This window comes from Kitasatospora sp. NPDC001603 (assembly GCF_040298365.1).
Classification (GTDB): domain Bacteria; phylum Actinomycetota; class Actinomycetes; order Streptomycetales; family Streptomycetaceae; genus Kitasatospora.
In genome coordinates this window covers 41,584-65,639 of the sequence record NZ_JBEPAA010000010.1, presented here as the reverse complement: position 1 = coordinate 65,639, position 24,056 = coordinate 41,584, and the positions used below count along the sequence as shown (strand labels likewise).

Annotated in this window: 21 protein-coding genes; all 21 read right to left on the bottom strand. The window is 71.4% G+C overall.

Going from position 1 to position 24,056, the window contains the following annotated elements:
• Window positions 1–5: 5 nt before the first annotated feature.
• On the bottom strand, window positions 6–1,580 hold the full coding sequence (gene atpA, locus ABT263_RS09610; protein ID WP_329489617.1) for a F0F1 ATP synthase subunit alpha: 1,575 nt from the start codon (window positions 1,578–1,580) through the stop codon (window positions 6–8).
• A 151-nt stretch (window positions 1,581–1,731) separates the two neighbouring features.
• Complete coding sequence (locus tag ABT263_RS09605; RefSeq protein WP_329489616.1) at window positions 1,732–2,547, bottom strand: F0F1 ATP synthase subunit delta; 816 nt, start codon at window positions 2,545–2,547, stop codon at window positions 1,732–1,734.
• On the bottom strand, window positions 2,544–3,101 hold the full coding sequence (locus tag ABT263_RS09600) for a F0F1 ATP synthase subunit B (protein WP_329489615.1): 558 nt from the start codon (window positions 3,099–3,101) through the stop codon (window positions 2,544–2,546). Before ABT263_RS09600 ends, ABT263_RS09605 begins: the two co-directional genes overlap by 4 nt.
• A gap of 34 nt (window positions 3,102–3,135) precedes the next feature.
• Window positions 3,136–3,372, bottom strand: coding sequence for an ATP synthase F0 subunit C (gene atpE / locus ABT263_RS09595; protein ID WP_030235786.1), 237 nt, complete (start codon window positions 3,370–3,372; stop codon window positions 3,136–3,138).
• A 91-nt stretch (window positions 3,373–3,463) separates the two neighbouring features.
• Window positions 3,464–4,279, bottom strand: a complete 816-nt coding sequence (gene atpB / locus ABT263_RS09590; RefSeq protein WP_329489614.1) for a F0F1 ATP synthase subunit A — start codon at window positions 4,277–4,279, stop codon at window positions 3,464–3,466.
• Window positions 4,280–4,564: 285 nt separating this feature from the next.
• Entirely contained in the window at window positions 4,565–5,008 is a 444-nt protein-coding gene (locus ABT263_RS09585; RefSeq protein ID WP_329489613.1) for a Cg1360 family ATP-synthase-associated protein, read from the bottom strand.
• 309 nt (window positions 5,009–5,317) lie between these two features.
• Window positions 5,318–6,661: an MraY family glycosyltransferase gene (locus tag ABT263_RS09580; RefSeq protein ID WP_352289373.1), complete on the bottom strand. Its 1,344-nt coding sequence runs from the start codon at window positions 6,659–6,661 to the stop codon at window positions 5,318–5,320.
• A gap of 132 nt (window positions 6,662–6,793) precedes the next feature.
• Window positions 6,794–8,098, bottom strand: a complete 1,305-nt coding sequence (gene glyA / locus ABT263_RS09575) for a serine hydroxymethyltransferase (protein WP_352289370.1) — start codon at window positions 8,096–8,098, stop codon at window positions 6,794–6,796.
• A 123-nt stretch (window positions 8,099–8,221) separates the two neighbouring features.
• A complete protein-coding gene (locus tag ABT263_RS09570; protein ID WP_329492247.1) occupies window positions 8,222–8,872 on the bottom strand; it encodes an arsenate reductase/protein-tyrosine-phosphatase family protein in 651 nt (216 codons plus the stop codon).
• A gap of 29 nt (window positions 8,873–8,901) precedes the next feature.
• Window positions 8,902–9,549: an L-threonylcarbamoyladenylate synthase gene (locus ABT263_RS09565; RefSeq protein ID WP_329489610.1), complete on the bottom strand. Its 648-nt coding sequence runs from the start codon at window positions 9,547–9,549 to the stop codon at window positions 8,902–8,904.
• Between the two features lie 78 nt (window positions 9,550–9,627).
• Window positions 9,628–10,494, bottom strand: coding sequence for a peptide chain release factor N(5)-glutamine methyltransferase (prmC, locus tag ABT263_RS09560; protein ID WP_329489609.1), 867 nt, complete (start codon window positions 10,492–10,494; stop codon window positions 9,628–9,630).
• 60 nt (window positions 10,495–10,554) lie between these two features.
• The gene (gene prfA / locus ABT263_RS09555) at window positions 10,555–11,631 is read right to left on the bottom strand and encodes a peptide chain release factor 1 (protein WP_329489608.1); all 1,077 of its coding nucleotides are present in this window, start codon (window positions 11,629–11,631) and stop codon (window positions 10,555–10,557) included.
• 127 nt (window positions 11,632–11,758) lie between these two features.
• Window positions 11,759–11,980, bottom strand: a complete 222-nt coding sequence (gene rpmE, locus ABT263_RS09550) for a 50S ribosomal protein L31 (RefSeq protein WP_329489607.1) — start codon at window positions 11,978–11,980, stop codon at window positions 11,759–11,761.
• 191 nt (window positions 11,981–12,171) lie between these two features.
• Entirely contained in the window at window positions 12,172–13,317 is a 1,146-nt protein-coding gene (locus ABT263_RS09545) for an LCP family protein (protein WP_352289367.1), read from the bottom strand.
• Between the two features lie 126 nt (window positions 13,318–13,443).
• On the bottom strand, window positions 13,444–15,558 hold the full coding sequence (gene rho / locus ABT263_RS09540) for a transcription termination factor Rho (protein WP_352289364.1): 2,115 nt from the start codon (window positions 15,556–15,558) through the stop codon (window positions 13,444–13,446).
• Between the two features lie 604 nt (window positions 15,559–16,162).
• Complete coding sequence (gene thrB, locus ABT263_RS09535) at window positions 16,163–17,098, bottom strand: homoserine kinase (protein ID WP_352289361.1); 936 nt, start codon at window positions 17,096–17,098, stop codon at window positions 16,163–16,165.
• A 781-nt stretch (window positions 17,099–17,879) separates the two neighbouring features.
• On the bottom strand, window positions 17,880–18,968 hold the full coding sequence (gene thrC, locus ABT263_RS09530; RefSeq protein WP_352289358.1) for a threonine synthase: 1,089 nt from the start codon (window positions 18,966–18,968) through the stop codon (window positions 17,880–17,882).
• 8 nt (window positions 18,969–18,976) lie between these two features.
• On the bottom strand, window positions 18,977–20,269 hold the full coding sequence (locus tag ABT263_RS09525; protein ID WP_329489602.1) for a homoserine dehydrogenase: 1,293 nt from the start codon (window positions 20,267–20,269) through the stop codon (window positions 18,977–18,979).
• Between the two features lie 136 nt (window positions 20,270–20,405).
• Entirely contained in the window at window positions 20,406–21,797 is a 1,392-nt protein-coding gene (gene lysA, locus ABT263_RS09520) for a diaminopimelate decarboxylase (protein WP_329489601.1), read from the bottom strand.
• Between the two features lie 87 nt (window positions 21,798–21,884).
• A complete protein-coding gene (argS, locus tag ABT263_RS09515) occupies window positions 21,885–23,546 on the bottom strand; it encodes an arginine--tRNA ligase (protein ID WP_352289355.1) in 1,662 nt (553 codons plus the stop codon).
• Window positions 23,547–23,619: 73 nt separating this feature from the next.
• The gene (locus ABT263_RS09510) at window positions 23,620–24,039 is read right to left on the bottom strand and encodes a response regulator (RefSeq protein ID WP_359803315.1); all 420 of its coding nucleotides are present in this window, start codon (window positions 24,037–24,039) and stop codon (window positions 23,620–23,622) included.
• Between the last annotated feature and the right edge of the window lie 17 nt (window positions 24,040–24,056).

Below are 24,056 nucleotides of genomic sequence, written 5' to 3'. Positions count from 1 at the left end.
CGGACTCAGGCCTGCTCGGAGAGCAGCTTGCCGTCAGCCGTGGTGTAGCCCTGCTTGAAGGCCTCGATCGCGGAGGTCAGCGCGTCGATGGTGCCGTCCTCCAGCTTGGAGGTCTCGACGATGCCGGCCAGCAGGTTCTTGTGCTGAAGGCGCAGGTGGTCCAGGAACTCGCGCTCGAAGCGGCGGATCTCCGCGACCGGGACGTCGTCCAGCTTGCCGGTGGTGCCGGCCCAGATGGAGACGACCTGCTCCTCGACCGGGAACGGCTGGTACTGGCCCTGCTTGAGCAGCTCGACCATGCGCGCACCGCGCTCCAGCTGGGCCTTGGAGGCCGCGTCCAGGTCGGAACCGAAGCCGGCGAAGGCCTCCAGCTCACGGTACTGGGCGAGGTCCAGACGCAGACGGCCGGCGACCGACTTCATGGCCTTGATCTGGGCCGAACCACCGACGCGGGAGACCGAGATACCGACGTTCACGGCCGGGCGGATGCCGGCGTTGAACAGGTCGGACTCCAGGAAGCACTGGCCGTCGGTGATCGAGATGACGTTGGTCGGGATGTACGCCGAGACGTCGTTGGCCTTGGTCTCGATGATCGGCAGACCGGTCATCGAGCCGGCGCCCAGCTCGTCGGAGAGCTTCGCGCAGCGCTCCAGCAGGCGGGAGTGCAGGTAGAAGACGTCACCCGGGTAGGCCTCGCGGCCCGGCGGACGACGGAGCAGCAGCGACACGGAGCGGTACGCCTCGGCCTGCTTCGACAGGTCGTCGAAGATGATGAGGACGTGCTTGCCGTCGTACATCCACTCCTGGCCGATGGCCGAACCGGTGTACGGGGCGAGGTACTTGAAGCCGGCCGGGTCGGAGGCGGGAGCAGCCACGATCGTGGTGTACTCCAGCGCGCCGGCCTCCTCCAGGGCGCCACGCACGGACGCGATGGTGGAGCCCTTCTGGCCCACGGCGACGTAGATGCAGCGGACCTGCTTCTTCGGGTCGCCCGAGCGCCAGTTGTCGCGCTGGTTGATGATCGTGTCGATCGCCACCGCGGTCTTGCCGGTCTGGCGGTCGCCGATGATCAGCTGACGCTGGCCGCGGCCGATCGGGGTCATCGCGTCGATGGCCTTGATACCGGTCTGCATCGGCTCGTGGACCGACTTGCGGACCATGACGCCGGGGGCCTGCAGCTCCAGGGCGCGACGGCCGGTGGAGGCGATGTCGCCCAGACCGTCGATCGCGTTGCCCAGCGGGTCCACGACGCGGCCGAGGTAGCCGTCGCCGACCGGCACGGAGAGGACTTCGCCGGTGCGGCGCACCGTCTGGCCCTCCTCGATGCCGCCGAACTCACCGAGGATGACGACACCGATCTCACGGGTGTCGAGGTTCAGCGCGAGGCCGAGCGTGCCGTCCTCGAACTTCAGCAGCTCGTTCGCCATGACCGAGGGCAGACCCTCGACATGGGCGATGCCGTCCGCCGCGTCAGTGACCGTGCCGACCTCTTCACGCGAGGCGGCGTCCGGCTGGTACGACTGGACAAAGTCGGCCAGCGCGTCCCGGATTTCCTCCGGACGGATCGTAAGCTCCGCCATCAGGCTTCCCTGCTCTCCTAGTTTGCGATCCTCGGCCCGCCATTGAGGGCCGCAAGTATTCGACTCTCGGCCGGGTCTCTCGAACCGGCCGTACGATTTGCCGGCTCCGGTGGAGCCGGTTCCCGACCGAGGGTCGGATGTTCTTCGGTGCTCAGCCTTCGAGCGACTGGCGAGCGCCTTCGAGGCGGCTCGACACGGTGCCGTCGATGATCTCGTCGCCGATCTGGACCCGGACACCGCCGACGACCTCGGGGTCGACGTCGATGTTCAGGTGGACCCGGCGGCTGTACAGCCGGCCGAGAGCGCCTTCCAGGCGATCCTTCTGGCTGTCGGACAGCGGCACCGCGGTGGTGACCAGGGCCACCACGCGCCCGCGCCGTGCGGCGGCGAGCCTCGAGTAGGACTCGAGGCCCTGCTCCAGGCTACGGCCACGCGGGTTGTTCACCAGGGCGGTGACCAGCCGGACGGTGCCCGCGTTGGCGCGGCCACCGAGCAGCTTCTTGATCAGCTCGGCCTTGGCGACGGCGCCGGCCTTGGGCTCGGTCAGCGCGGAGCGCAGCTCGGTGGAGCCGTTCACCACCCGGCCGAACCGGAACAGCTCGTCCTCGACGTCGTCCAGGACACCGGCCTTGTCGGCGGCGATGACCTCGGCGTACGCGGCCAGCTCCTCGACCGAGTCGACCAGGTCGCGCGACCCCGACCAGCGGGAGCGGACCAGGCCGGAGACCAGGTCGATGGTCTCGCCGGAGACCTGCCCGGTCAGCAGCGAGGAGACCAGCTGGGCCTTGTCCTGGCCGGACCGGGACGGGTCGGTCAGGACGCGGCGCAGCGACACCTCACGGTCCAGGAGGACCGTGACGGCGGTGAGCTCCTCGGCGACCTTGACCGCGTCCACCGAGGTGGAGTCGGTCAGGGCTTCGAGGTTCTGCCGCCCGGCGGCGAGGGCCTCGCGGCTAGCGCCGATCACTTGGCCGCACCCGGAGCAACGGTGGCCTTGGCCTCCAGCTCGTCCAGGAACCGGTCGATCACGCCGCTCTGCCGCGTGTGGTCCTCAAGGGACTCGCCCACGATGCGGGAGGCCAGCTGCGAAGCGAGCGAACCCACGTCCTGGCGCAGGGCGGTGGTCGCCTGCTTCTTGTCGGCCTCGATCTGCGCGTGGCCGGCGGCGACGATGGCCTCGCGCTGACGCTGGCCCTCCTCGCGCATCTCGGTGAGCTGGGCAGCGCCCTGCTCGCGAGCCTGCTCGACGATGCGGGCAGCCTCGTGACGCGCCTCGGCGAGCTCGGCGCGGTACTGCTCAAGCAGGGCCTGGGCCTCGGCCTGAGCGGCCTCGGCGCGCTCCATGCCGCCCTCGATGGCGTCCCGACGCTCCGACAGCACCTTCTCGATGCTGGGGAGGAGCTTCTTGCCGAGCAGCCCGAAGACGATGAAGAAGCAGAGCAGGCCGATGATGATCTCGGGCCACGCGGGGAGGAGCGGATTCATCTGCTCCTCGGCCGCGAGCGAAGCCGCGATGCTCATATCTGGACCTTCCTCAGAAAGGGCTACGCCGGAATTACTTGCCGGTGCCGAAGACGAACGGCATGACGATGCCGATCAGGGCGAGCGCCTCGGTCAGCGCGAAGCCGATGAACATGTTGGAACGGATCAGGCCGGCAGCCTCGGGCTGACGGGCCATGGCCTGGACACCGTTACCGAAGATGAGACCAACGCCGATGCCGGGGCCGATGGCCGCGAGACCGTAGCCGACGGAGGCGATGGAACCGACGACGCCCTCAGCGAGCATGCTCATTGCAATTGTCCTTTGCAGGGGTGGTGAACCGGTGGTGATTGGCCACCGGGCGATCCGGGAGGTTGGTTCGTGAGGGGCCGGGGCCCCAGGCTCAGTGCGCCTCTTCGAGGGCACCGGCGATGTAGCTGCTGGCCAGCATCACAAAGATGTAGGCCTGCAGGAACTGGACCAGCAGCTCGAAGGCGGTCAGGCCGATGGCGACGATGAACGACGCCGAGCCGTAGAGCGCGCCCAGGGTCGGGCTGAGCAGGTACCAGGAGGCGATGGAGAACATCACGATCAGCAGGTGGCCGGCGAACATGTTCGCGAAGGCTCGGACCGCGAGCGTGAACGGGCGCACGAAGATGTTCGAGAAGAACTCGATCGGCACCAGGATGAACATGACCCAGCCGGGGATGCCCGAGGGCCAGCAGAGGTTCTTCAGACCGCCGACGAAGCCGTGCTTCTTGAAGGTCAGGGTCATGTAGGTGATCCACACGACCCCCGCCAGGCCCGCCGGGAAGGCGATGGCCGCCGTCACCGGGAACTGGGCGAACGGGATGACCGACATGATGTTCATCAGCCAGACGAAGAAGAACATCGAGACGAGCATCGGGACGAACTTCTCGCCCTTCTTGCCGATCGTCTCCAGCACGATGGACCGCTTGACGAAGTCGTAGCCGATCTCACCGACCAGCTGCAGCTTGCCGGGCACCAGGCGCGGCTTGGCGAACGCGGCCCAGAAGAAGACGACCACCAGCACTGCGACGATCATCGACAGCAGCATCGGCTTGTTGAATTCGAAGCTGCCGATCGAGAAGATCGGCTTGAAGTCGAACTCGTTCAGGCCGGGGGCCGGGAAGCCGCAGCCAGCGTCCCCGAAGTGGCAACTGCCTGAGGCGAGCGAAGACGTGAGTTCAGCACTCACCACGGACTCCTTCGTCGTGACGCATGGTTACGGCAACCTCGGTGTGTCGGCGTGGCCCGAGGCCACGGTGCGGCACTGGAACTTGATGGGTTTCTCGCCGATCCCGCACGGCGGTGCGCTGCACCACAGCGGGATCATCGAAGACTGCAAGGATCCGGGGGGCGATCCGTCCATCGTGCGGACAGACCTGGCCTCTTCCCGTACTCCGTTGTTGCGACGGACGATAGCAGTCCGTCAGTGCGGCATAAACACTGCCCCCCTCGTTGGGGGGACAGCCGGGCCTCGTCACTGTTGACGCCCCGAGTCCGAGGGCTTGTCGCCCTTGTTTTCGGAGGCGTCGGCCTCGACGTAGAAGGTCTTGGCCTTGAGCGCACCGCGCACCTGGAAGCCCGTCCAGATCAGGGCGCAGCCCAGCAGGGTGAAGGCGAACGCCTGCCGGTTGAAGAGTTCGGTGTTCTTGAAGACCGCGAGGACGATGCCGACCAGCAGGATCTGCGTGGTGTAGACGAGCAACCCCGCAGCCATCATCATCTGCGGGTTCGACCTGGTCAGCCGGTCGAGGGCGACCTGGCCGAAGCTGAAGAACGCCACCACCAGCAGCGCGCCGAAGAAGGCGCCGAGCAGTCCCTTGCCACCTGCGACGGCGAACGAGATCGCCATGGCGATGACTCCGGCGACCGCAGTGGGGATCGCGGCGCCTCGGAGGATCCGGGCGTCGTTGGACGGCATGTCGGCAGCTCCGGCGGCATGTCGATGTGGCAGGGGGACGGGCACAGAACGTGGTGGTGGTACCGACCAAGGGACCGCCGTGGACCGGCCGCTCTGCGGCGAGTCCGTCGAGGGAGACCGACCGGGGACGGAAGTCCTCCACCTGTCAGGTCTTTCGGCGTGTTCTCGGTACTCGTGAACGGTATCACAAACTATTTGATGAGAGCTTTACCATGATTGTGTGGCACCTGTCACACTGACGGCCCAAGGGTGCCTCCGTACGGGTGAACCACCTTGACGGCGTGTCAGGTGTCGGACCCGCCGTTCGGCCTAGTGGCCGCGACCGCTGCCGTGACCCCGGCCGCCGACCGCCGACGAGCCCCCCTTGCCCAGGCCGCCGAGCAGCTCCTTGTCCTTCGCGGAGAGCTCGGCCATCGGCTCCGAGGCGGCCGCGGCGGCGGCCGGGGCCTCGCCCTCGGCGACCGGTGCGGCGGCGCGGACCGGCTTGCGGCGCCGGTAGCGCGGCGGCACGAAGGCCTGCACGGCCCGCGGCGCGCGCGGGCGGAAGCGCGGGGTGAGCAGCACCACCAGGCCGACCAGGCAGAGCCCGGCCAGCGTGAGGGCGACCGTGCGGCCGGTGTTGGTGACCGAGAAGGCCACGGTGCCGAAGGCGATCAGCGCGGCCCAGAAGTACATGATCAGGACGGCCCGGCTGTGCGAGTGGCCGACCTGGAGGAGCCGGTGGTGCAGGTGCCGCTTGTCCGCGGCGAACGGCGACTGGCCGGCCCAGGTGCGGCGCACCACGGCGAGCAGCAGGTCGGCCAGCGGCAGCGCGATGACGGTCAGCGGCAGCAGCAGCGGGATGTAGATCGGGACCAGGGCGTGCACGGTGGCGGTCTGCGAACCGGTCTCGCTGGTGATGAGGTCGGGGTCGACCCGGCCGGTGATGGAGATCGCGGCGACGGCCAGCATCAGGCCGAGCATCATCGAGCCGGAGTCGCCCATGAAGATCCGCGCCGGGTGCAGGTTGTGCGCCAGGAAACCCAGGCACATCCCGATCAGCAGCACGCTGAACAGGACGGCGGGCGCCGCGTCGGTGATCGTGTAGCCGTACCAGAGCCGGTACGAGTAGAGGAAGAACGCCATCGCGGCGATGCAGACCATGCCGCCGGCCAGACCGTCCAGGCCGTCGATGAAGTTCACCGCGTTGACCATGACGACGACCATGGTGACCGAGATGACCATGCCCTGGGTGGGGCTGACCGCGACCGCGCCGACGCCGGGCACCGGCAGGGTGATCACGGTGACGCCCTGCCAGACCATCACACCGGCGGCGATCATCTGACCGCCCAGCTTGACCAGGGCGTCCACGCCCCACTTGTCGTCGAGCACGCCGAGCAGCCACATGATCCCGGCGCCGGAGAGCAGCGCGCGGATGTCGGTGCCCTGCGAGAACACCTTGCTGAGGTTGTCCAGTTGGGAGGCGACCAGGATGCCCGCGCAGAGCCCGCCGAACATGGCGATGCCGCCCAGCCGGGGCGTGGGCTCGCGGTGCACGTCACGGGCGCGGACCGGCGGCATCGCGCCGGCCGCGATCGCGAACTTCCGGACCGGGCCGGTCAGCAGATAGGTGACGGCCGCCGTGCAGAACAGCACCAGCAGATACTCACGCACCACTGGCCTCCTGCGTCACTGTCCGACGGGTCGGTACCGAAGGTACTCCCGTGCCTGTCCGGGGTTCGAGGTGCGTCGCCACGGCACACACCTTATTGAGTCGGACGCCCGGCGCGTGCATCGCGGTTCGCCCTACCGGGTAGGAGAGTGCGAAGCCCCCCGGCCCGGGGCGGCGAAGGCGCCCGCCAGCTCACGGACCCGGGCCCCGATCCGGACGTCCGTGCCCTCGACGAGCAGGCGACCGACCAGTGCGGCGATCTCGGCCAGCTCGGCCTCCCCCATGCCCTGGGTGGTGACGGTCCCGCTGCCGAGCCGGATCCCGGAGGCCTCGGACGGCGGCGCGGAGTCGTACGGCAGCGCGCACTTGCCGAGCAGCAGACCGGCGGCGGCGCACCGGCGCTCGGCCTCGGCTCCGCTGACCCCGAGCGGTCGGACGTCGGCCGTCACCAGATGGGTGTCGGTACCGCCGGTCAACGGGCGCATCCCGGCCTCCGCGAGCCCCGCCGCCAGCACCCGCGCCCCCGCGACCGTGCGGTGGGCGTAGGCGCGGTACTCGGGGGTGCCCGCCCGGGCGAACGCGACGGCCTTGCCGGCCACCTCGTTCATCGCGGCGCCGCCCTGGCTGAACGGGAAGACCGCCCGGTCGATCCGATCGGCCAGCTCGGCGGTGGAGAGCAGCAGGCCGCCGCGCGGGCCGCGGAGCAGCTTGTGGGTGGCGGCCACGGTGACGTCCGCGTACGGCAGCGGGGACGGCGCCACACCGGCCGCGACCAGGCCGGTGGTCTGGGCGACCGAGGCGATCAGATAGGCGTCCACCTCTTCGGCGATCGCCCGGAAGGCCGCCCAGTCCGGGTGCCGGGGGTGGGAGATCGAGCCGGCCACGATGGCCTTCGGCCGGTGCCGGCGGGCGAGCTCGCGGACCTGGTCGAGGTCGATCAGGCCGTCGTCCTCGCGCACCCCGTAGCCGATGAACTCGAACCAGCGGCCCGAGAAGTTGGCGCGCGAGCCGCAGCTCAGGTGGCCGCCGTGCTCCAGCGACATCGCCAGCACCACGTCACCGGGGCGCAGCAGCGCGGCGTACGCCGCCAGCATCGCCGAAGTGGCCGAGCGGGGCTGGACGTTGGCGTGCGGGGCGGCGAACAGCTGACGGGCCCGGTCGATCGCCAGCAGCTCGGCGGCGTCCGCCAGGGCGCAGCCGGTGTGGTGGCGCCGTCCGGGGTAGCCCTCGGCGTACTTGTCGATCAGCGGGCCGCCCAGGGCGGCCAGGACGGCCGGATCGGTGAGGTTCTCCCCCGCCAGCAGCTGGATCGTCTCGGCGCGGCGCTCGGCCTCGGCGGCCAGCAGATCGGCCAGCTGCGGGTCGGCCCGGCGCAGCGCTTCGGACGCCCACCGCCCCGTCGTCTCGGAGGAACCGGTCGCGGCATCGGTGACGGTCATGGCGGAGCTCCCGGGCAGCGTCGGGCAGGTGCCTCCAGCGTAGGACCGGGCCCCGCCCGCGGCCTGCCGACGCGGACCCGATGCACCCGCCCGGGCGGCGCCGGCCCGGGGGCCGGCGGCGGCTCACCGCACGGAGCGCGGGGAGGGCATGCCGGTGAGGGCGGTGACCACCGGGTCCACCGCGTCGAATATCTCCTCGCCGCAGTTGCGGAACATGCCGATCGGCGCGCCGTACGGGTCGTGGACCTCGTCGGACTCCGGGCTGGCGGCGAGCAGCCAGCCGCGCAGCGCGGCCGCGGCCCGGACCAGGGCGCGGGCCCGCTCGGTGACGTCGGCGCCGCGGCGCGGGTCGGGCAGGGTGCCCGGGTCTATCGTCCGGACCAGGCGGGTGAACTCCTTCAGGGTGAAGGTGCGCAGCCCCGCCTCGTGACCCATCGAGATCACCTGGGCGCGGTGGTCCAGGGTCGCGGTGAGCACCAGGTCGGCCTCGACCACGTGCTCGTCGAGCAGCTCGCGGCCGGCGAACCCGCCGCTGTCGGCGCCGTACTCGTCCAGCACCGTGGCGGCGTGGTCCTCCATCGGCGCGCCCACGTGGCCCCAGGTGCCGGCGCTCTCCACCAGGATCCGGCCGGCCACCCGGGGGCTGAGCCGGGTGTCCAGTTCACGCCGGGTGAGCCGCTCGGCGATCGGCGAGCGGCAGATGTTCCCGGTGCAGACGAACAGGATGCGGAAGTGGTCCAGCGGCCTGGGGCCCACGCTCAGGTACGGCGATATGCCGGGCCCGGAGTGGAGGGAGGCGGTCGTCAACTGCCGGCCTCCAGGTCGGGGACGACCTCCCTCAGCTGCTCGGCGCTGATCGCGCCGGCCCGCAGCAGGACCGGGACCTTGCCCGTCACGTCGACGATGGAGGAGGCGACGGCGTGGTCGGCCCGGCCGCCGTCCAGGTAGACGGAGATCGCGTCGCCGAGCTGCTGCTGGGCCTCGTCGCAGGTGGCGGGGGACGGGCCGCCGGTCAGGTTGGCGCTGGAGACGGCGAGCGGGCCGGTGGCGTTCAGCAGCTCGATCGCGACCGGGTGCAGCGGCATCCGGACGGCGACCGTGCCGCGGGTCTCGCCGAGGTCCCAGCGCAGCGAGGGCTGGTGCTTGGCGACCAGGGTCAGCCCGCCCGGCCAGAAGGCGTCGACGAGCTCCCAGGCCTGCTCGGAGAAGTCCGTGACGAGTCCGTGCAGGGTGGTCGGCGAGCCCACCAGGACGGGCGAGGGCATGTTGCGGCCCCGGCCCTTGGCGGCCAGCAGTGCGGCGACGGCCTCCGGCGAGAAGGCGTCGGCGCCGACCCCGTACAGGGTGTCGGTGGGCAGCACGACGATTTCGCCGCGGCGGATGGCCGAGGCGGCCTCGCGCAGACCGGTGGCGCGGTCCCCGGCATCGGCACAGTCGTAGCGGCGGCTCATCGGTGCGGTCCCCTTCCGAGATGACTCATGACGGCGTTCACAGCGCGGCTCCGCGCCCGGTGGTGGTGCACCGGGTGTTCACAGCGAGACCCTTCGGGCCGTCGTGAAGCGGGGCCGGTTGTTGAGGTCGCGGTGGTCGGCGGTGTCCGTCCAACCGCCTTCCTCGTTGAAGATCCACGGCACCTGGCCGCCCTGGGTGTCGGCGTGCTCGATCACCACGGCGCCGCCCGGGCGCAGCAGGCGGGCGGCGACCCGCTCGATGCCGCGGATGGTGTCCAGCCCGTCCTCGCCGGAGAACAGCGACATCTGCGGATCGTGGTCGCGGGCCTCGGGGGCGACGTACTCCCACTCGGTGAGCGGGATGTACGGCGGGTTGGAGATCACCAGGTCGAAGCGGCCGTCCCAGGAACGGTCGTCCTCGAAGGCCTTGGTGGCGTCGCCGGCGTGCAGGGTGACCCGGGCCCGGTCGGAGCTGGCCTCGATGTTGCGCCGGGTGTACCGCAGCGCCCCCTCGTCCAGCTCGAAGGCGTGCACCGTGGAGCGCGGCAGCTCCTGGGCGAGGGCGAGCGCGATGGCCCCCGAGCCGGAGCAGAGGTCGACCACCAGCGGCTCGGCGACGTCCATGTCGCGGACGGCGTCTATGGCCCACTCCACGACCGACTCGGTCTCCGGGCGGGGCACGAAGACGCCGGGGCCGACCGCCAGCTCCAGGTAGCGGAAGAACGCGCGGCCGGTGATGTGCTGCAGCGGTTCACGCGCCTCGCGGCGGGAGACGGCCTCCCAGTACCGGGCGTCGAAGTCCGCGTCCTTCACCGTGTGCAGCTGGCTGCGCTTCACGCTGTGGACGTGCGCGGCCAGCTCCTCCGCGTCGAAGCGCGGCGACGGCACGCCGGCCGCGGCCAACCGCTGGGTGGCCTGGGCCACCTCGGCAAGCAGCAGGTTCACGAACGACCTCTTGTTTCTGCGCTGCGGCTTCTCTGGTGCATTCGGGCCCGGAGGCCGGTCTCAGTTCTGCTGGGCCGCGGCGAGCTTGGCCTCGGCGTCCGTGTCCACGCAGGACTGGATCACCGCGTTCAGCTCGCCGTCCAGGACCTGGTCCAGGTTGTAGGACTTGAAGCCCGTGCGGTGGTCCGAGATGCGGTTCTCGGGGTAGTTGTAGGTGCGGATGCGCTCGGAGCGGTCCACCGTGCGGACCTGGCTGCGACGCGCGTCCGAGGCCTCCCGCTCGGCCTCCTCCTGCGCGGCGGCCAGCAGCCGCGAGCGCAGGATGCGCATCGCCTGCTCCTTGTTCTGCAGCTGGCTCTTCTCGTTCTGGCAGGACGCCACGATACCGGTCGGGAGGTGGGTGATCCGGACCGCCGAGTCGGTGGTGTTGACGGACTGCCCGCCGGGACCGGACGAACGGTAGACGTCGATCCGCAGGTCGTTGGCCACGATCTCGACCTCGACCTCCTCGGCCTCGGGGGTGACCAGCACGCCGGCCGCGGAGGTGTGGATGCGGCCCTGCGACTCGGTGGCGGGGACGCGCTGCACGCGGTGGACGCCGCCCTCGTACTTCAGCTTGGCCCAGACGCCCTGGCCGGGCTCGGTGCTGCCCCTGGTCTTCACGGCCACCGAGACGTCCTTGTAGCCGCCGAGGTCGGACTCGTTGGCGTCGATGATCTCGGTCTTCCAGCCGATCCGCTCGGCGAAGCGCAGGTACATCCGGAGCAGGTCGCCGGCGAAGAGCGCCGACTCCTCGCCGCCCTCACCCGCCTTGATCTCCAGGATGACGTCCTTGTCGTCGTTCGGGTCACGCGGGACGAGCAGCAGGCGCAGCTCCTCGGTCAGCTCCTCGCGCCGGGCCTCGGAGTCCTTCACCTCGGCGAGGAACTCCGGCTCTTCGGCGGCGAGTTCGCGCGCTGCCTCGATGTCCTCGCCGGCCTGGCGCCAGGCCCGGTAGACCCGGGTGATCGGCGTCAGCTCGGCGTACCGCTTGGCGAGCTTGCGCGCGTTGGCCTGGTCGGCGTGGACGGAGGGGTCGGCCAGCCTCGTTTCGAGGTCGGCGTGCTCGACGAGGAGCTCTTCGACTGCCTCGAACATGAAGGGGCCTTCTTCCCTGGGAACCGGTGGAGGGATGACACGGACGAGTCGTGGGACGCGAACGGCGCCGGTCTCCAGCGCCCCCGGAACGAGTACGGGGGCACCGGAAACCGGCGCCGAGGGAGCGCTAGGCCTTCGCGCTGTGCTGCTTGCCGAAGCGGGCCTCGAAGCGGGCCACGCGGCCACCGGTGTCGAGGATCTTCTGCTTGCCGGTGTAGAACGGGTGGCACTGCGAGCAGACCTCGGCGCGGATCTCGCCACTGGTCTCGGTCGAGCGGGTGGTGAACTCGGCGCCGCAGGTGCAGGTCACATGGGTGACCACGTACTCGGGGTGAACGTTGGGCTTCAAGGGGATCTCCTAGGTTCGGGAGGGCACCGGGTCGGCGGCTTGAATGCCGCACGTGAACCGGGACCGACGTACCAGTCTGCCAGGACCGGTCGCTTCTTCCCAAACCGGGTCGCGTTCCGGGATATTCCGGGCCCGGCCGACGGGACCGCCGGGGCGGCCACGGGGCGGCCGCCGGCCGGTCGGCGGACGGGTCAGCGCCGCGGCGAGGGGCTCGCCGCGGTACCCGCGGCGGGCTGCGCGGAGGCCCTGCCGGAGGCCTTGGGGGCCGCCGTGGGGGCCGCCGGGGTGGTCTGGGCGGGGTTCTGCGGCTGCTCGGCCAGGACGGCCTGCGGGAGCGGCTGGTCGGCCTTCAGAGCCGCCCAGAGCTGGTCGGCCCGGGGCTGCTGGGCGACCACCCGGTTGGCGTCGCCAGGCGCCGTCACCACCGGCAGGGTGACCATCGAGAGCTGGTCGGGGCCGATCCCCTTGAGTTCCTCGGCCAGCCCCACCAGCGAGTTCACCGAGGCCAGCGCCGAGTCGGTGGTGATGCTGCGGGTCAGGGTGTCGCCGACCGACCAGAGCTTGACCGGGTTGCCGAACAGCCCGATCCCGCCGGCCTGGCCGAGCAGCGACTTCACCATCTGCTTCTGCAGCTCGATCCGGCCGAGGTCGCTGCCGTCGCCGACGCCGTGCCTGGTCCGGACGAAGGCCAGCGCCTGCTGCCCGTCGAGGTGGTGCTCGCCGGCCGCGAGGTTCAGCCCGCTGTCCTTGTCGTCGATCGGGACGGTGGTGGTCACGGTGACCCCGCCGAGCGCGTCGACGACCCGGGCGAAGCCGGCGAAGTCGATCTCGATGTAGTGGTCCATCCGCAGGCCGGTCAGCGCTTCGGTGGTCTTGACCGCGCACGCGGCGCCACCGGTCTCGTACGCGCTGTTGTACATCGCCCGCTTGGCACCGGCGGCGGTCTTGCCCTTGCCGTCCGTGCAGTCGGGGCGGGTGACCAGGGTGTCCCTGGGTATCGAGACCACGTCGGCCCGGGTGTGGCCCTGGTCGACGTGCACCACCATCGCGGTGTCCGAACGGGCGGTGTCGCCGGTGTCCCCGCCGGCCAGCGCGCCGTTCCCGCCGGCCCGCGAATCCGAGCCCAGGACGAGGACGTTGAACGAGCCGTCGGTGGCGGACGGCGGCCGGGCCGTGCCCAGCCGGGCGTCGATGTCGACGCTCTTGATGTTGCCGTTCAGCTTGAAGTACGCGTACCCGGCCGCACCGGCGCCGAGGACGACGAGCGCGGCGAACGCGCAGGCGGCCGCCCGCAGGACCGTGCGGCGGCGGCTCGGGATCCTCTTGTGGTCGGCCATACGGTCCAGAGTAAATCGGACAACATGATCCATAGGGTTCCAAATGTCCCAACTCTGGAACAAGCAGAGAACCCTGGCCCGCTCGCGCGGACCAGGGTTCTGTGCTCACGAGCCGCTCGGCAGCGGTCAGTCGCCGGACCCGGGGGTCGTCTTGGCGATCTGCATGAGGAACTCGGCGTTGCTCTTGGTCTGCTTCATCTTGTCCAGCAGCAGCTCGATCGCCTGCTGCGAGTCGAGCGCGTGCAGCACCCGGCGGAGCTTCCAGACGATGGCCAACTCCTCGCTGCCCAGCAGGATCTCCTCCTTGCGGGTGCTGGAGGCGTCGACGTCGACGGCCGGGAAGATGCGCTTGTCCGAGAGCTTCCGGTCGAGCTTGAGCTCCATGTTGCCGGTGCCCTTGAACTCCTCGAAGATGACCTCGTCCATCCGCGAGCCGGTCTCGACCAGCGCGGTGGCCAGGATCGTCAGCGAGCCGCCGTTCTCGATGTTGCGCGCGGCACCGAAGAACTTCTTCGGCGGGTACAGCGCGGTCGAGTCGACACCACCGGACAGGATGCGGCCGGAGGCCGGCGCCGCCAGGTTGTAGGCGCGGCCCAGGCGGGTGATCGAGTCCAGCAGGATCACCACGTCGTGGCCCAGCTCCACCAGGCGCTTGGCGCGCTCGATGGCCAGCTCCGCGACGGTGGTGTGGTCCTCCGCCGGGCGGTCGAAGGTCGAGGAGATGACCTCGCCCTTCACCGACCGCTGCATGTCGGTGACCTCTTCCGGACGCTCGTCCACCAGGACAACCATCAGGTGGCACTCGGGGTTGTTGTGGGTGATCGCGTTGGCGACCGCCTGCAGCACCATCGTCTTACCGGTCTTCGGCGGCGCGACGATCAGACCGCGCTGGCCCTTGCCGATCGGCGACACCAGGTCGATGATCCGGGTGGTCAGGATGCCCGGGTCGGTCTCCAGGCGCAGTCGGTCCTGCGGGTAGAGCGGGGTCAGCTTGTTGAACTCGGGACGGCCGCGGCCGCTCTCCGGGTCCATGCCGTTGACGGAGTCCAGCCGCACCATGGCGTTGAACTTCTCGCGGCGCTCGCCGTCGCGCGGCTGGCGCACCGCGCCGGTGATGGCGTCACCCTTGCGCAGGCCGTTCTTGCGGACCTGGGCGAGCGACACGTAGACGTCGTTCTGGCCCGGCAGGTAGCCGGAGGTCCGGACGAACGCGTAGTTGTCGAGGATGTCGAGGATGCCCGCGACCGGGATCAGCACGTCGTCGTCGCCGACCTGCGGCTCGGCGGGGCCGACCTCGAAGCCCTCGCGGCGGGTGCCGCGGCCCCGGCGGTCACGGTAGCGGCCGCGGCGGCCGCGACGGCCGTCGCCGAACTCGTCGTCGTCGTAGCCGCCCTGCTGCGCCTGCGGCTGGGCCTGCTGGCCACCGCTCTGGCGGCTCGGCTGGCTCTCGCCCTGACCGCCCTGCTGCTGGCCCTGGCCACCCTGGCCCTGACCCTGGCCGCCCTGGCGGTCGGCACGGTCCCGGCGGTTGCGGCGGTCGCGGCGCGACTCGCGGGAGTCGGCGTCCTGACCGGCCTGGGCGTCGCCGCCCTCCTGGCGGCCCTCGCGCTCGCCGCCCTCGCGGCGGTCGCGGCGGTCCCGGCGGTCCCGGCGGGTCTCGGTACGACCCTCCTCGCGGCCCTCGAAGCCGCGGGTCTCGGCCGGGCGGGCCTCGGCCTGCTTGGCCTCGGTGGCGACGGCGGCGGGCGCCTCGGCGACCGCGTCGGCGGTCGGCGCGCCGGCGGCCGAGGTGGCCCGGCGGCGGGTGCGCTCGGCACGGGCCGGCGCGGCGGTCTCGGCGGCGGCCTGGACCGGGATGTCGATCTGGGCCTGCTCGTCGGCGGCCGGGGCCTCGGCCTGGGCGGCCTTGGTCCGGCGGGCGGGCTTCTCCGCCGGCTCGGCGGAGCCGGCCTTGGCGGCGGTGCGCTTGGCGGCCGGAGCGGCGGCGGGAGCGGCACCGGCGGCGAGCAGCGGGTCCCCGCCGCTCTTCTCCTTGATGGCCTCGATCAGCTGGCTCTTGCGCAGGCGTCCCGTGCCGCTGATACCGAGCGTCGAGGCGAGCTTCTGCAGCTCGGCCAGGACGAGGCCGTCCAGGCCCGCGGCAGCGGTGCGACGGCGCCGGGCCGGGGCCGCGGGGGCGGCGGCTGCGTCCGACGCCTCGGCGTCCGGGCGCGCGCCCATCAGATCGGTGGTGTCGCTCACTAAGGGTCCTTCCCTGGAGCGGACGTCGGCCTGTCTGGCTCGGCGACCGGTTGTGCTGTCCTGACCAACGCTCGACTGCGTCGGTCCGAGGCGGTGATCCCCCGGATGGCGGGTAGCCAGTCGGAGGAGAGCTGCGAGGTGCGGTGCGTGATGCACGGTGGTGCTGATTGGCGCGGTGGGACGGTCGCATGCCGACCCTCCCCCAGCCGGCCATGGCCGGGTGGTACCCCCACGCTGCCTGCGAATCCCGGGCCCCCGTCGCGTGACGGTGGCCCGCGCTCCGCCCGTCCTTGCCTCAAGGTGGGAGGCCGCGGGTGGGAGTCAGGTGCCGTCACGGCTTCGGGATGCGGCCGCAAGTCGCGCAGGCAGGCTGCGTACGCGCTGCGGTGGGCTCCCGGAGAATCGTCGCCCCGTACATCGCCGGGACTCCGCCTGGGCGGAGTGCTGGGATCGGGACGCGGCGCACCGAGCCCCGGAGGGCACCTGGTGCAGCAATGAGGTTAACACTACCGACCCCCTCAGACATTCCCCAGCCTTGCGCTTGCCAATCGTGTCCGGACGGTCCGGCCCGGACACGGCCGGATCCGGGCCGCCGGACCGGTGCTCAGCCGTCGAGCGGGAGCACCGAGGCCCCGGCCCGGTCGAGCTCCAGACGGTGTGCGGCGAACACCGCACCGCCCTGACCTGCGTCCTCGGCGAAGGCCAGCACCTTGTCGGCGCCCGCCTCGTCGGTGAGCGCGAGCACGGTCGGGCCGGCGCCGGAGATCACCGCGGGGATGCCCTCCGCGCGCAGCGCGCCCACCAGGGCGGCGCTGTCCGGCATCGCGGAGGCCCGGTAGTCCTGGTGCAGCCGGTCCTCGGTCGCGGCGAGCAGCAGCTCGGGCCGGCGGGTCAGCGCCTCGACCAGCAGGGCGGCACGGCCGGCGTTGACGGCGGCGTCGGCCAGCGGGACGGTCCGGGGCAGCAGACCGCGGGCGGTCTCGGTGAGCACCTCGGTCGCCGGGACGAAGACCACCGGGACGACCCGGTCGGACGGCTCCAGGGTGACGGCCTTGGCCGACTCCTCGTCCGTCCAGGCCACCGTGAAGTTGCCGCGCAGGCAGGCCGCGACGTTGTCGGGGTGGCCCTCCAGCTCGGAGGCGAGGGCCAGCAGCGCGTCGTCGTCCAGCGCGGACGGGCCGCCGATGGTGACGGCACGGGCGGCCACGATGCCGGCGCAGATCGCGGCGGAGGAGGAGCCCAGGCCACGGCCGTGCGGTATCCGGTTGGCGCAGACCACTTCGAGGCCGCGCGGCTGGCCGCCGAGCCGGTCGAAGGCGGCGCGCATCGCGCGCACCACCAGGTGGCGCTCGTCCCGGGCGAGCGTCTCGGCGCCCTCACCGGCGATGTCGACGGTGAGCCCGGAGTCGGCGACCCGGACGACCACGTCGTCGTACAGACCCAGCGCGAGTCCGAAGGCGTCGAAGCCCGGGCCGAGATTGGCGCTGGTCGCGGGAACCCGGACCCGGACGGCGGCGGCACGGAACGCAGGACCGGCCATGCGGTGGACTCTCCTGGGGAAATCGGGCGGCGCGAAGCGCGTCGGTGCGAGGGTGGGAGGGGGCCGCGGGCCCCGATCGGGGTGGGCGGTCACAGCCGTCGTCGCGGCCCCTGGAGGGGTCGGACCCGGGGCATGTGCCACACGGCCGAACCCAGAGTATCGAAGAGAGGTTCCACAGTGGTACACCCCGTGGGCCTTCGATCTGGTGTGTTGCCGTTTCTGGCCGGAATACGTGCCGGAATGGCACCGGATTACGTGGCTGAATTGACACAAAAGTGTCAGCCGAGAACGGCTGTGGGCCGCCCCCCGAAAGGGGGGGTCGGCCCACAGTGTGTTCGCCCGCTCGCCTCCGGGGCGCTCGACCCGGTGCCGACGGTCGTCGCTCCAACACCCCTCGTTCCTCGGGGTGTCCTCGCTTCTCCCTTTCGGCACCGGCGCGCCCCTTCGGCTCGGGGCGGGTTCGGCTCGGGGCGGGTTCGGCTCGGAGTGTCCTCGCTTCTCCCGCCCCTACGGCGTCACCGTGCCCCCTCGGCTCAAGGCGGGTTCGGGGCGGGGCGGGGTCGGCTCGGGGTGTCCTCGCTTCTCCCTTTCGGCACCGGCGCGCCCCTTCGGCTCGGGGCGGGTTCGGCTCGGGGCGGGGTCGGCTCGGAGTGTCCTCGCTTCTCCCGCCCCTACGGCGTCGCCGTGCCCCCTCGACTCAAGGCGGGTTCGGGGCGGCGGATCCTGGTCCGGGGGCGGTGATTCGGCCAGGTCAGGCGGGTTCCGGCCAGACGGCTTCCGGTCAGTCGAGCAGGCCGAGGCGCTGGGCGGCGGCCTCGGGGTCGATCGGGACGATCTGCGGCTGCGGCGCGCCGGCCACCGCCCAGTCCGGGTCCTTGAGGCCGTTGCCGGTCACCGTGCAGACGATCCGCTGGCCCGGGTCGACCAGGCCGGCCTCCGCCTTGGCCAGCAGGCCGGCCACCGAGGCGGCCGAGGCGGGCTCCACGAAGACACCCTCCTGCGCGGCCAACAGCCGGTAGGCGGAGAGGATCTGACGGTCCGTCACCTTGTCGATGAGGCCGCCCGACTCGTCCCGCGCGGCGAGCGCGTAGTCCCAGGAGGCGGGGTTGCCGATCCGGATCGCGGTGGCGATGGTCTGCGGCTTGAGCACCGGGGCGCCGTCCACGATCGGGGCCGAACCGGAGGCCTGGAAGCCCCACATGCGCGGCGTCCGGGTGGACAGTCCGTCGGCGGCGTACTCGCGGTAGCCCTTCCAGTACGCGGTGATGTTGCCCGCGTTGCCGACCGGGAGCACGTGGAGGTCCGGCGCGTCGCCGAGCATGTCCACGATCTCGAAGGCGGCGGTCTTCTGGCCCTCGATCCGCACCGGGTTCACCGAGTTGACCAGCGCCACCGGGTACTTCTCGGACAGTTCACGCGCAAGGGTGAGGCAGTCGTCGAAGTTCCCGTCCACCTGAAGGATCTTGGCGCCGTGGACCAGTGCCTGGCCCATCTTGCCGAGCGCGATCTTGCCCTGCGGCACCAGCACCGCCGACACCATCCCGGCACGCACCGCGTAGGCGGCGGCGGAGGCCGAGGTGTTGCCGGTGGAGGCGCAGATGACGGCCTGGGCGCCGTCCTCCTTGGCCTTGGAGATGGCCATCGTCATACCGCGGTCCTTGAAGGACCCGGTGGGGTTGGCACCCTCGACCTTGAGGTAGACCTCGCAGCCGGTGCGCTCGGAGAGCACCTGGGCGGGCACCAGCGGCGTGCCGCCCTCCAGCAGGGTGACCACGGGCGTGGTGTCGCTGACCGGCAGGCGGTCACGGTACTCCTCGATCAGCCCGCGCCACTGGTGGGTGTGCGCGCCTCTGGCGATCACGGCGTTCATGGCTCTTCCTACTCCCCTTCGACCCGCATGATGCTGGCCACGTCCCGCACGCTGTCCAGCGCGCGGAGCTTGTCGACCGTCGCCGACAGGGCGGCGTCGGTGGCACGGTGGGTGACCACGACGAGCGAGGCGTCGCCGTCGCGGCCCTGCTGGCGCACGGTGTCGATGGAGACCCCGTGCTCGGCGAAGACGGACGCCACCTGGGCGAGCACGCCCGCGCGGTCGTCCACATCGAGGCTGACGTGGTACCGGGTGACGACCTCGTCCATCGGCTTGGCCGGCAGCCGGGTGTACACCGAGTCGCCGGGGCCGGTGGCGCCGGCGAGCTTGTTGCGGCAGACCGCGACGAGGTCGCCGAGGACCGCCGAGGCGGTCGGCGCGCCGCCCGCGCCCGGGCCGTAGAACATCAGCCGGCCGGCCGCCTCGGCCTCCACGAACACCGCGTTGTACGCCTCGCGGACCGAGGCCAGCGGGTGCGTGAGCGGGATCATCGCGGGGTGGACCCGCGCGGTGACGGACGCGCCGTCGGCCGCCCGCTCGCAGATCGCCAGCAGCTTGACGACGCAGCCCATCTGCTTGGCGGAGGCGATGTCGGCGGCGGTCACCTCGGTCAGGCCCTCGCGGTAGACGTCCGCCGCGGTGACCTTGGTGTGGAACGCGATGCCGGCCAGGATCGCGGCCTTGGCGGCCGCGTCGAAGCCCTCCACGTCGGCCGTCGGGTCCGCCTCCGCGTAACCGAGCGCGGTGGCCTCCTCCAGCGCCTCCGAGTAGCCGGCGCCGGTGCTGTCCATCTTGTCGAGGATGAAGTTGGTGGTGCCGTTGACGATCCCGAGCACCCGGTTGACCTTGTCCCCGGCCAGGGACTCGCGCAGCGGGCGGATCAGCGGGATCGCGCCGGCCACCGCGGCCTCGTAGTACAGATCCACCCCGGCCTCGGCGGCCGCGGCGTGCAGCTCGGTGCCGTCCTTGGCGAGCAGCGCCTTGTTGGCGCTGACCACCGAGGCGCCGTTGCGGAACGCCGACAGGAGGAGGTGTTTGGAGGGCTCGATGCCGCCCACCACCTCGATCACCACATCGATGTCGCCCCGGTTGACCAGGGCCTCGGCATCCGTCGTGATCAGGTGCTCCGGCACGCCCGGGCGCACCCGCCCGGCCCGGCGGACCGCGATGCCGGCGAGCTCGACCGGCGCGCCGATGCGCGCGGCGAGGTCGGCGGCGTCCGTCGTCATGATGCGCGCCACCTCGGAGCCCACCACACCACAGCCCAGCAACGCCACCTTCAGCGGCCGCGTACGCATCATCCGACTCCGCTCTGCATTCTTCGTGCTTCGGTTTCCGGCGGTATTTCGGGGATCCGCCGGATCTTCGGTCTGTACCAGTCTCCGGGACTTTCCGTACGGATCTACGGTCGTTCCATGATCTGAGACAAGAATTTCGTCATCCGATATCGAGACGCAGGAGATCCTCCTCCGTCTCGCGCCGGACGATCACCCGGGCCGCACCGTCCTTGACGGCCAGCACGGGGGGCTTCAGGGCGTGGTTGTAGTTGCTCGCCATCGAGCGGCAGTAGGCACCGGTGGCGGGCACCGCGATCAGGTCGCCCGGGGCCAGGTCGGCCGGCAGGAAGGCGTCCCGGACGACGATGTCGCCGGACTCGCAGTGCTTGCCGACCACCCGGACCAGCATCGGCTCGGCGGCGCTGGCGCGCGACACCAGGGCCACCGAGTACTCGGCGTCGTAGAGCGCGGTGCGGATGTTGTCCGACATGCCGCCGTCCACGCTGACGTAGGTGCGCAGACCCTCCAGCGGCTTGATCGTGCCGACCTCGTACAGCGTGAAGGCGGTCGGGCCGACGATCGCGCGGCCGGGCTCGACGGAGAGCCGGGGGGCGCTCAGGTTCGCGGCGGCGCACTCGCGGCGGACGATGTCGGCCAGCGCGGCGGCGATCTCGGCCGGCTCGCGCGGGTCGTCCTCGCTGGTGTACGCGATGCCGAGGCCGCCGCCGAGGTCGATCTCGGGCAGCTCGACGCCGTGTTCGTCGCGGATCTCGGCGAGCAGGCCGACCACCCGGCGGGCGGCGACCTCGAAGCCGGCCGTGTCGAAGATCTGCGAGCCGATGTGCGAGTGGATGCCGCGCAGCTCCAGGCCGGGGTGGCCGAGCACCCGGCGGACCGCCTCGGCCGCCGCGCCCCCGTTCAGCGAGAGCCCGAACTTCTGGTCCTCGTGGGCGGTGGCGATGAACTCGTGGGTGTGCGCCTCGACGCCGACCGTGACCCGGATCAGCACCGGCTGGCGCACGCCCTGCCGGCCGGCGATCGCGGCCAGCCGCTCGATCTCCTCGTAGGAGTCGAGCACGATGTGGCCGACGCCGGTCTTCACCGCGTGTTCGAGCTCGTCCACCGACTTGTTGTTGCCGTGCAGCGCGATCCGCTCCGGCGGCATCCCGGCGGCCAGCGCCACGGCCAGCTCGCCGACGCTGCACACGTCGAGGTTGAGGCCCTCCTCGTGGAGCCAGCGCACGACCGCCTTGGAGAGGAAGGCCTTGCCCGCGTAGTAGACGTCCGCGCCGGTGCCGAAGGCCTCGCGCCAGGCGCGGGCCCGGGTCCGGAAGTCGTCCTCGTCCATGACGTAGGCCGGGGTGCCGAACTCGGCGGCGAGCCGCTTGACGTCGAGGCCGCCGACGGTGACCACGCCGTCCGCACCGCGGGCGACGGTCTTCGACCAGACCTTGGGGTCGAGCGCGTTCAGGTCGCTCGGCGGCGCCTGGTAGTGGCCCTCGGTCAGCACGTCGCCGTGCCGGGGGCCTGCGGGGTGTGCGGAGCGGCTCATCTCTGCTTACTTCCTTGGCTTATGGCGAGGGGCGGCGACGGTCCTCGTTGACCGTCCGCCGCCCCCGCTGTGCGCTTGGGGGTGGTCCTACATCCGCTCGGGCGCCGTCACGCCCAGGAGCGTGAGGCCGTTGGCCATGACCGTGCGGGTGGCCTCGACCAGCCACAGCCGGGCCCGGTGCGTGTCGTTGAGCTCTTCGTCGCCCTTGGGCAGGAACATGCAGTTCTCGTACAGGCGGTGGTACTTGCCCGCGAGGTCCTCCAGGTAGCGCGCGACCCGGTGCGGCTCGCGCAGCTCGCCGGCCGTGGCCAGGATCCGCGGGAACTCGCCGAGGGCGCCGAGGACGTCGTTCTCCCACTGGGTGGCGAGCAGCTCGGGTTTGAAGTCCCCGGCCGGGCCCTTGTCGACGCCGAGCTCCGCGGCCTTGCGGGCGACGCCGCACATCCGGGTGTGCGCGTACTGGACGTAGTAGACCGGGTTCTCGTTGGTCTGGCTGGTCAGCACGTTGATGTCGAGCGTGATCGTGGAGTCGGTGGAGGAGCGCGCCAGGGTGTACCGGGCGGCGTCCACGCCGATCCAGTCGACCACGTCGTCGATGGTGATGATGTTGCCGGCCCGCTTGGACATGCGGACCTCTTCGCCGTCGCGAAGCATCTTCACGAACTGGCCGATCTTGACCTCGATGTTGCGGTCCATGTCGTCGCCCGCGCAGGCCGAGATGGCCTTGAGGCGGTTGACGTAGCCGTGGTGGTCCGCGCCCAGCATGTAGACGGAGACCTCGGAGCCGCGGTCGCGCTTGGAGAGGTAGTAGGCGGCGTCGGCGGCGAAGTAGGTGGTCTCGCCGTCGGCCTTGACCAGGACGCGGTCCTTGTCGTCGCCGAAGTCGGTGGTGCGCAGCCAGATCGCGCCGTCCCGGTCGAAGACGTGGCCCTGCTCGCGCAGCCGCTCGATGGCCTTCTCGACGGCGCCGGAGTCGTGCAGCGACTTCTCCGAGAACCAGACGTCGAAGTGGGTGCCGAACTCCTCCATCGAGCGCTGGATCTCGGCGACCATGAGCTTGAGGCCCTCGGTGCGGAACACCTCCAGCTGCTCGCCCTCGGGCAGGTCGAGCACGCCGGGGACGCCGTCCACGATCGCCTTGGCGATGTCGACGATGTACTCGCCGACGTAGCCGTCGGCCGGCACGGGCTGCCCGTTGGCGGCGGCCTTCAGCGAGCCGGCGAACTTGGAGATCTGCACGCCGGCGTCGTTCAGGTAGTACTCGGTGGTGACGTCGGCGCCGGTGGCCCGCAGCACCCGGGCGAGCGAGTCGCCGACGGCGGCCCAGCGGACGCCGCCGATGTGGATCGGGCCGGTCGGGTTGGCGGAGACGAACTCCAGGTTGATCTTCAGGCCCTTGAGCGCCTCGTTGCGGCCGTAGGACTCGCCCGCCTCGACGATGCTCCGCGCCAGCGCGCCCTGGGTGGCGGCGTCGAGCGTGATGTTCAGGAAGCCCGGCCCGGCGATGTCGACCTTGGCGACCCCGGGCAGTTCACGCAGACGGGCGGCCACCAGGTCGGCCACGGCTCGCGGCGGCCGACCGGCCGACTTCGCGAGCTGGAGGGCCACGTTCGTCGCGTAGTCGCCGTGGTCCCTGTTCTTGGGTCGCTCGACCGTCACGTGCTCGGGCACGGCGACGGCCAGCTCGCCCGCCTCGACGGCGGCGCTCACTGCGGCCTGGACTGCCTGGGAAAGCTCTGCGGGGGTCACGACGCCAAGCGTAGGCGAGACGGGGTACCCGCTCGCCACCCCGTTTGCCGGTTGAGACGCCCGCGCGCCGTGCTCAGCCGCGATCCGTGCGCTCTGTTCGCTCAGGGCGAAACCCGTCCGGCCTCGCCGCCCGCGCCATCAGCCGCCACACCAGCGCCACCAGATCGGCGGGGTCGAAGGGCTTGCCCAGGTAGCCGTCCACCCCGACCGCCTCCCCGAGGTCGAGGTCGGCCGGCGTGCAGGCGCTGACGATCGCGATCGGCAGCCCGCTGGTCACCGGCGCCGCCCGCAGCCGGGCCGCCGTCCGCAGGCCGTCCAGCCGCGGCATCACGACGTCCAGCGTCACCACGTCCGGCCGCACCCGGCGGACCACCTCCAGGCACTCGGCGCCGTCGGCGGCGGTCACCACCTCGAAGCCTTCCAGCTCCAGGTTGACCCTGATCAGCTGACGGATCACCTCGCTGTCGTCCACCACGAGGACCCGCCCGGACACTCCCGACACCTCACCGA

Coding starts and splice junctions, on each gene's coding strand:
- atpA (WP_329489617.1), bottom strand. CDS start 1,580: ATGGCGGAGCTTACGATCCGTCCGGAGGAAATCCGGGACGCGCTGGCC.
- ABT263_RS09600 (WP_329489615.1), bottom strand. CDS start 3,101: ATGAGCATCGCGGCTTCGCTCGCGGCCGAGGAGCAGATGAATCCGCTC.
- atpE (WP_030235786.1), bottom strand. CDS start 3,372: ATGAGCATGCTCGCTGAGGGCGTCGTCGGTTCCATCGCCTCCGTCGGC.
- ABT263_RS09585 (WP_329489613.1), bottom strand. CDS start 5,008: ATGCCGTCCAACGACGCCCGGATCCTCCGAGGCGCCGCGATCCCCACT.
- glyA (WP_352289370.1), bottom strand. CDS start 8,098: ATGACCGTCACCGATGCCGCGACCGGTTCCTCCGAGACGACGGGGCGG.
- ABT263_RS09565 (WP_329489610.1), bottom strand. CDS start 9,549: ATGAGCCGCCGCTACGACTGTGCCGATGCCGGGGACCGCGCCACCGGT.
- prfA (WP_329489608.1), bottom strand. CDS start 11,631: ATGTTCGAGGCAGTCGAAGAGCTCCTCGTCGAGCACGCCGACCTCGAA.
- ABT263_RS09545 (WP_352289367.1), bottom strand. CDS start 13,317: ATGGCCGACCACAAGAGGATCCCGAGCCGCCGCCGCACGGTCCTGCGG.
- thrB (WP_352289361.1), bottom strand. CDS start 17,098: ATGGCCGGTCCTGCGTTCCGTGCCGCCGCCGTCCGGGTCCGGGTTCCC.
- thrC (WP_352289358.1), bottom strand. CDS start 18,968: ATGAACGCCGTGATCGCCAGAGGCGCGCACACCCACCAGTGGCGCGGG.
- ABT263_RS09525 (WP_329489602.1), bottom strand. CDS start 20,269: ATGATGCGTACGCGGCCGCTGAAGGTGGCGTTGCTGGGCTGTGGTGTG.
- lysA (WP_329489601.1), bottom strand. CDS start 21,797: ATGAGCCGCTCCGCACACCCCGCAGGCCCCCGGCACGGCGACGTGCTG.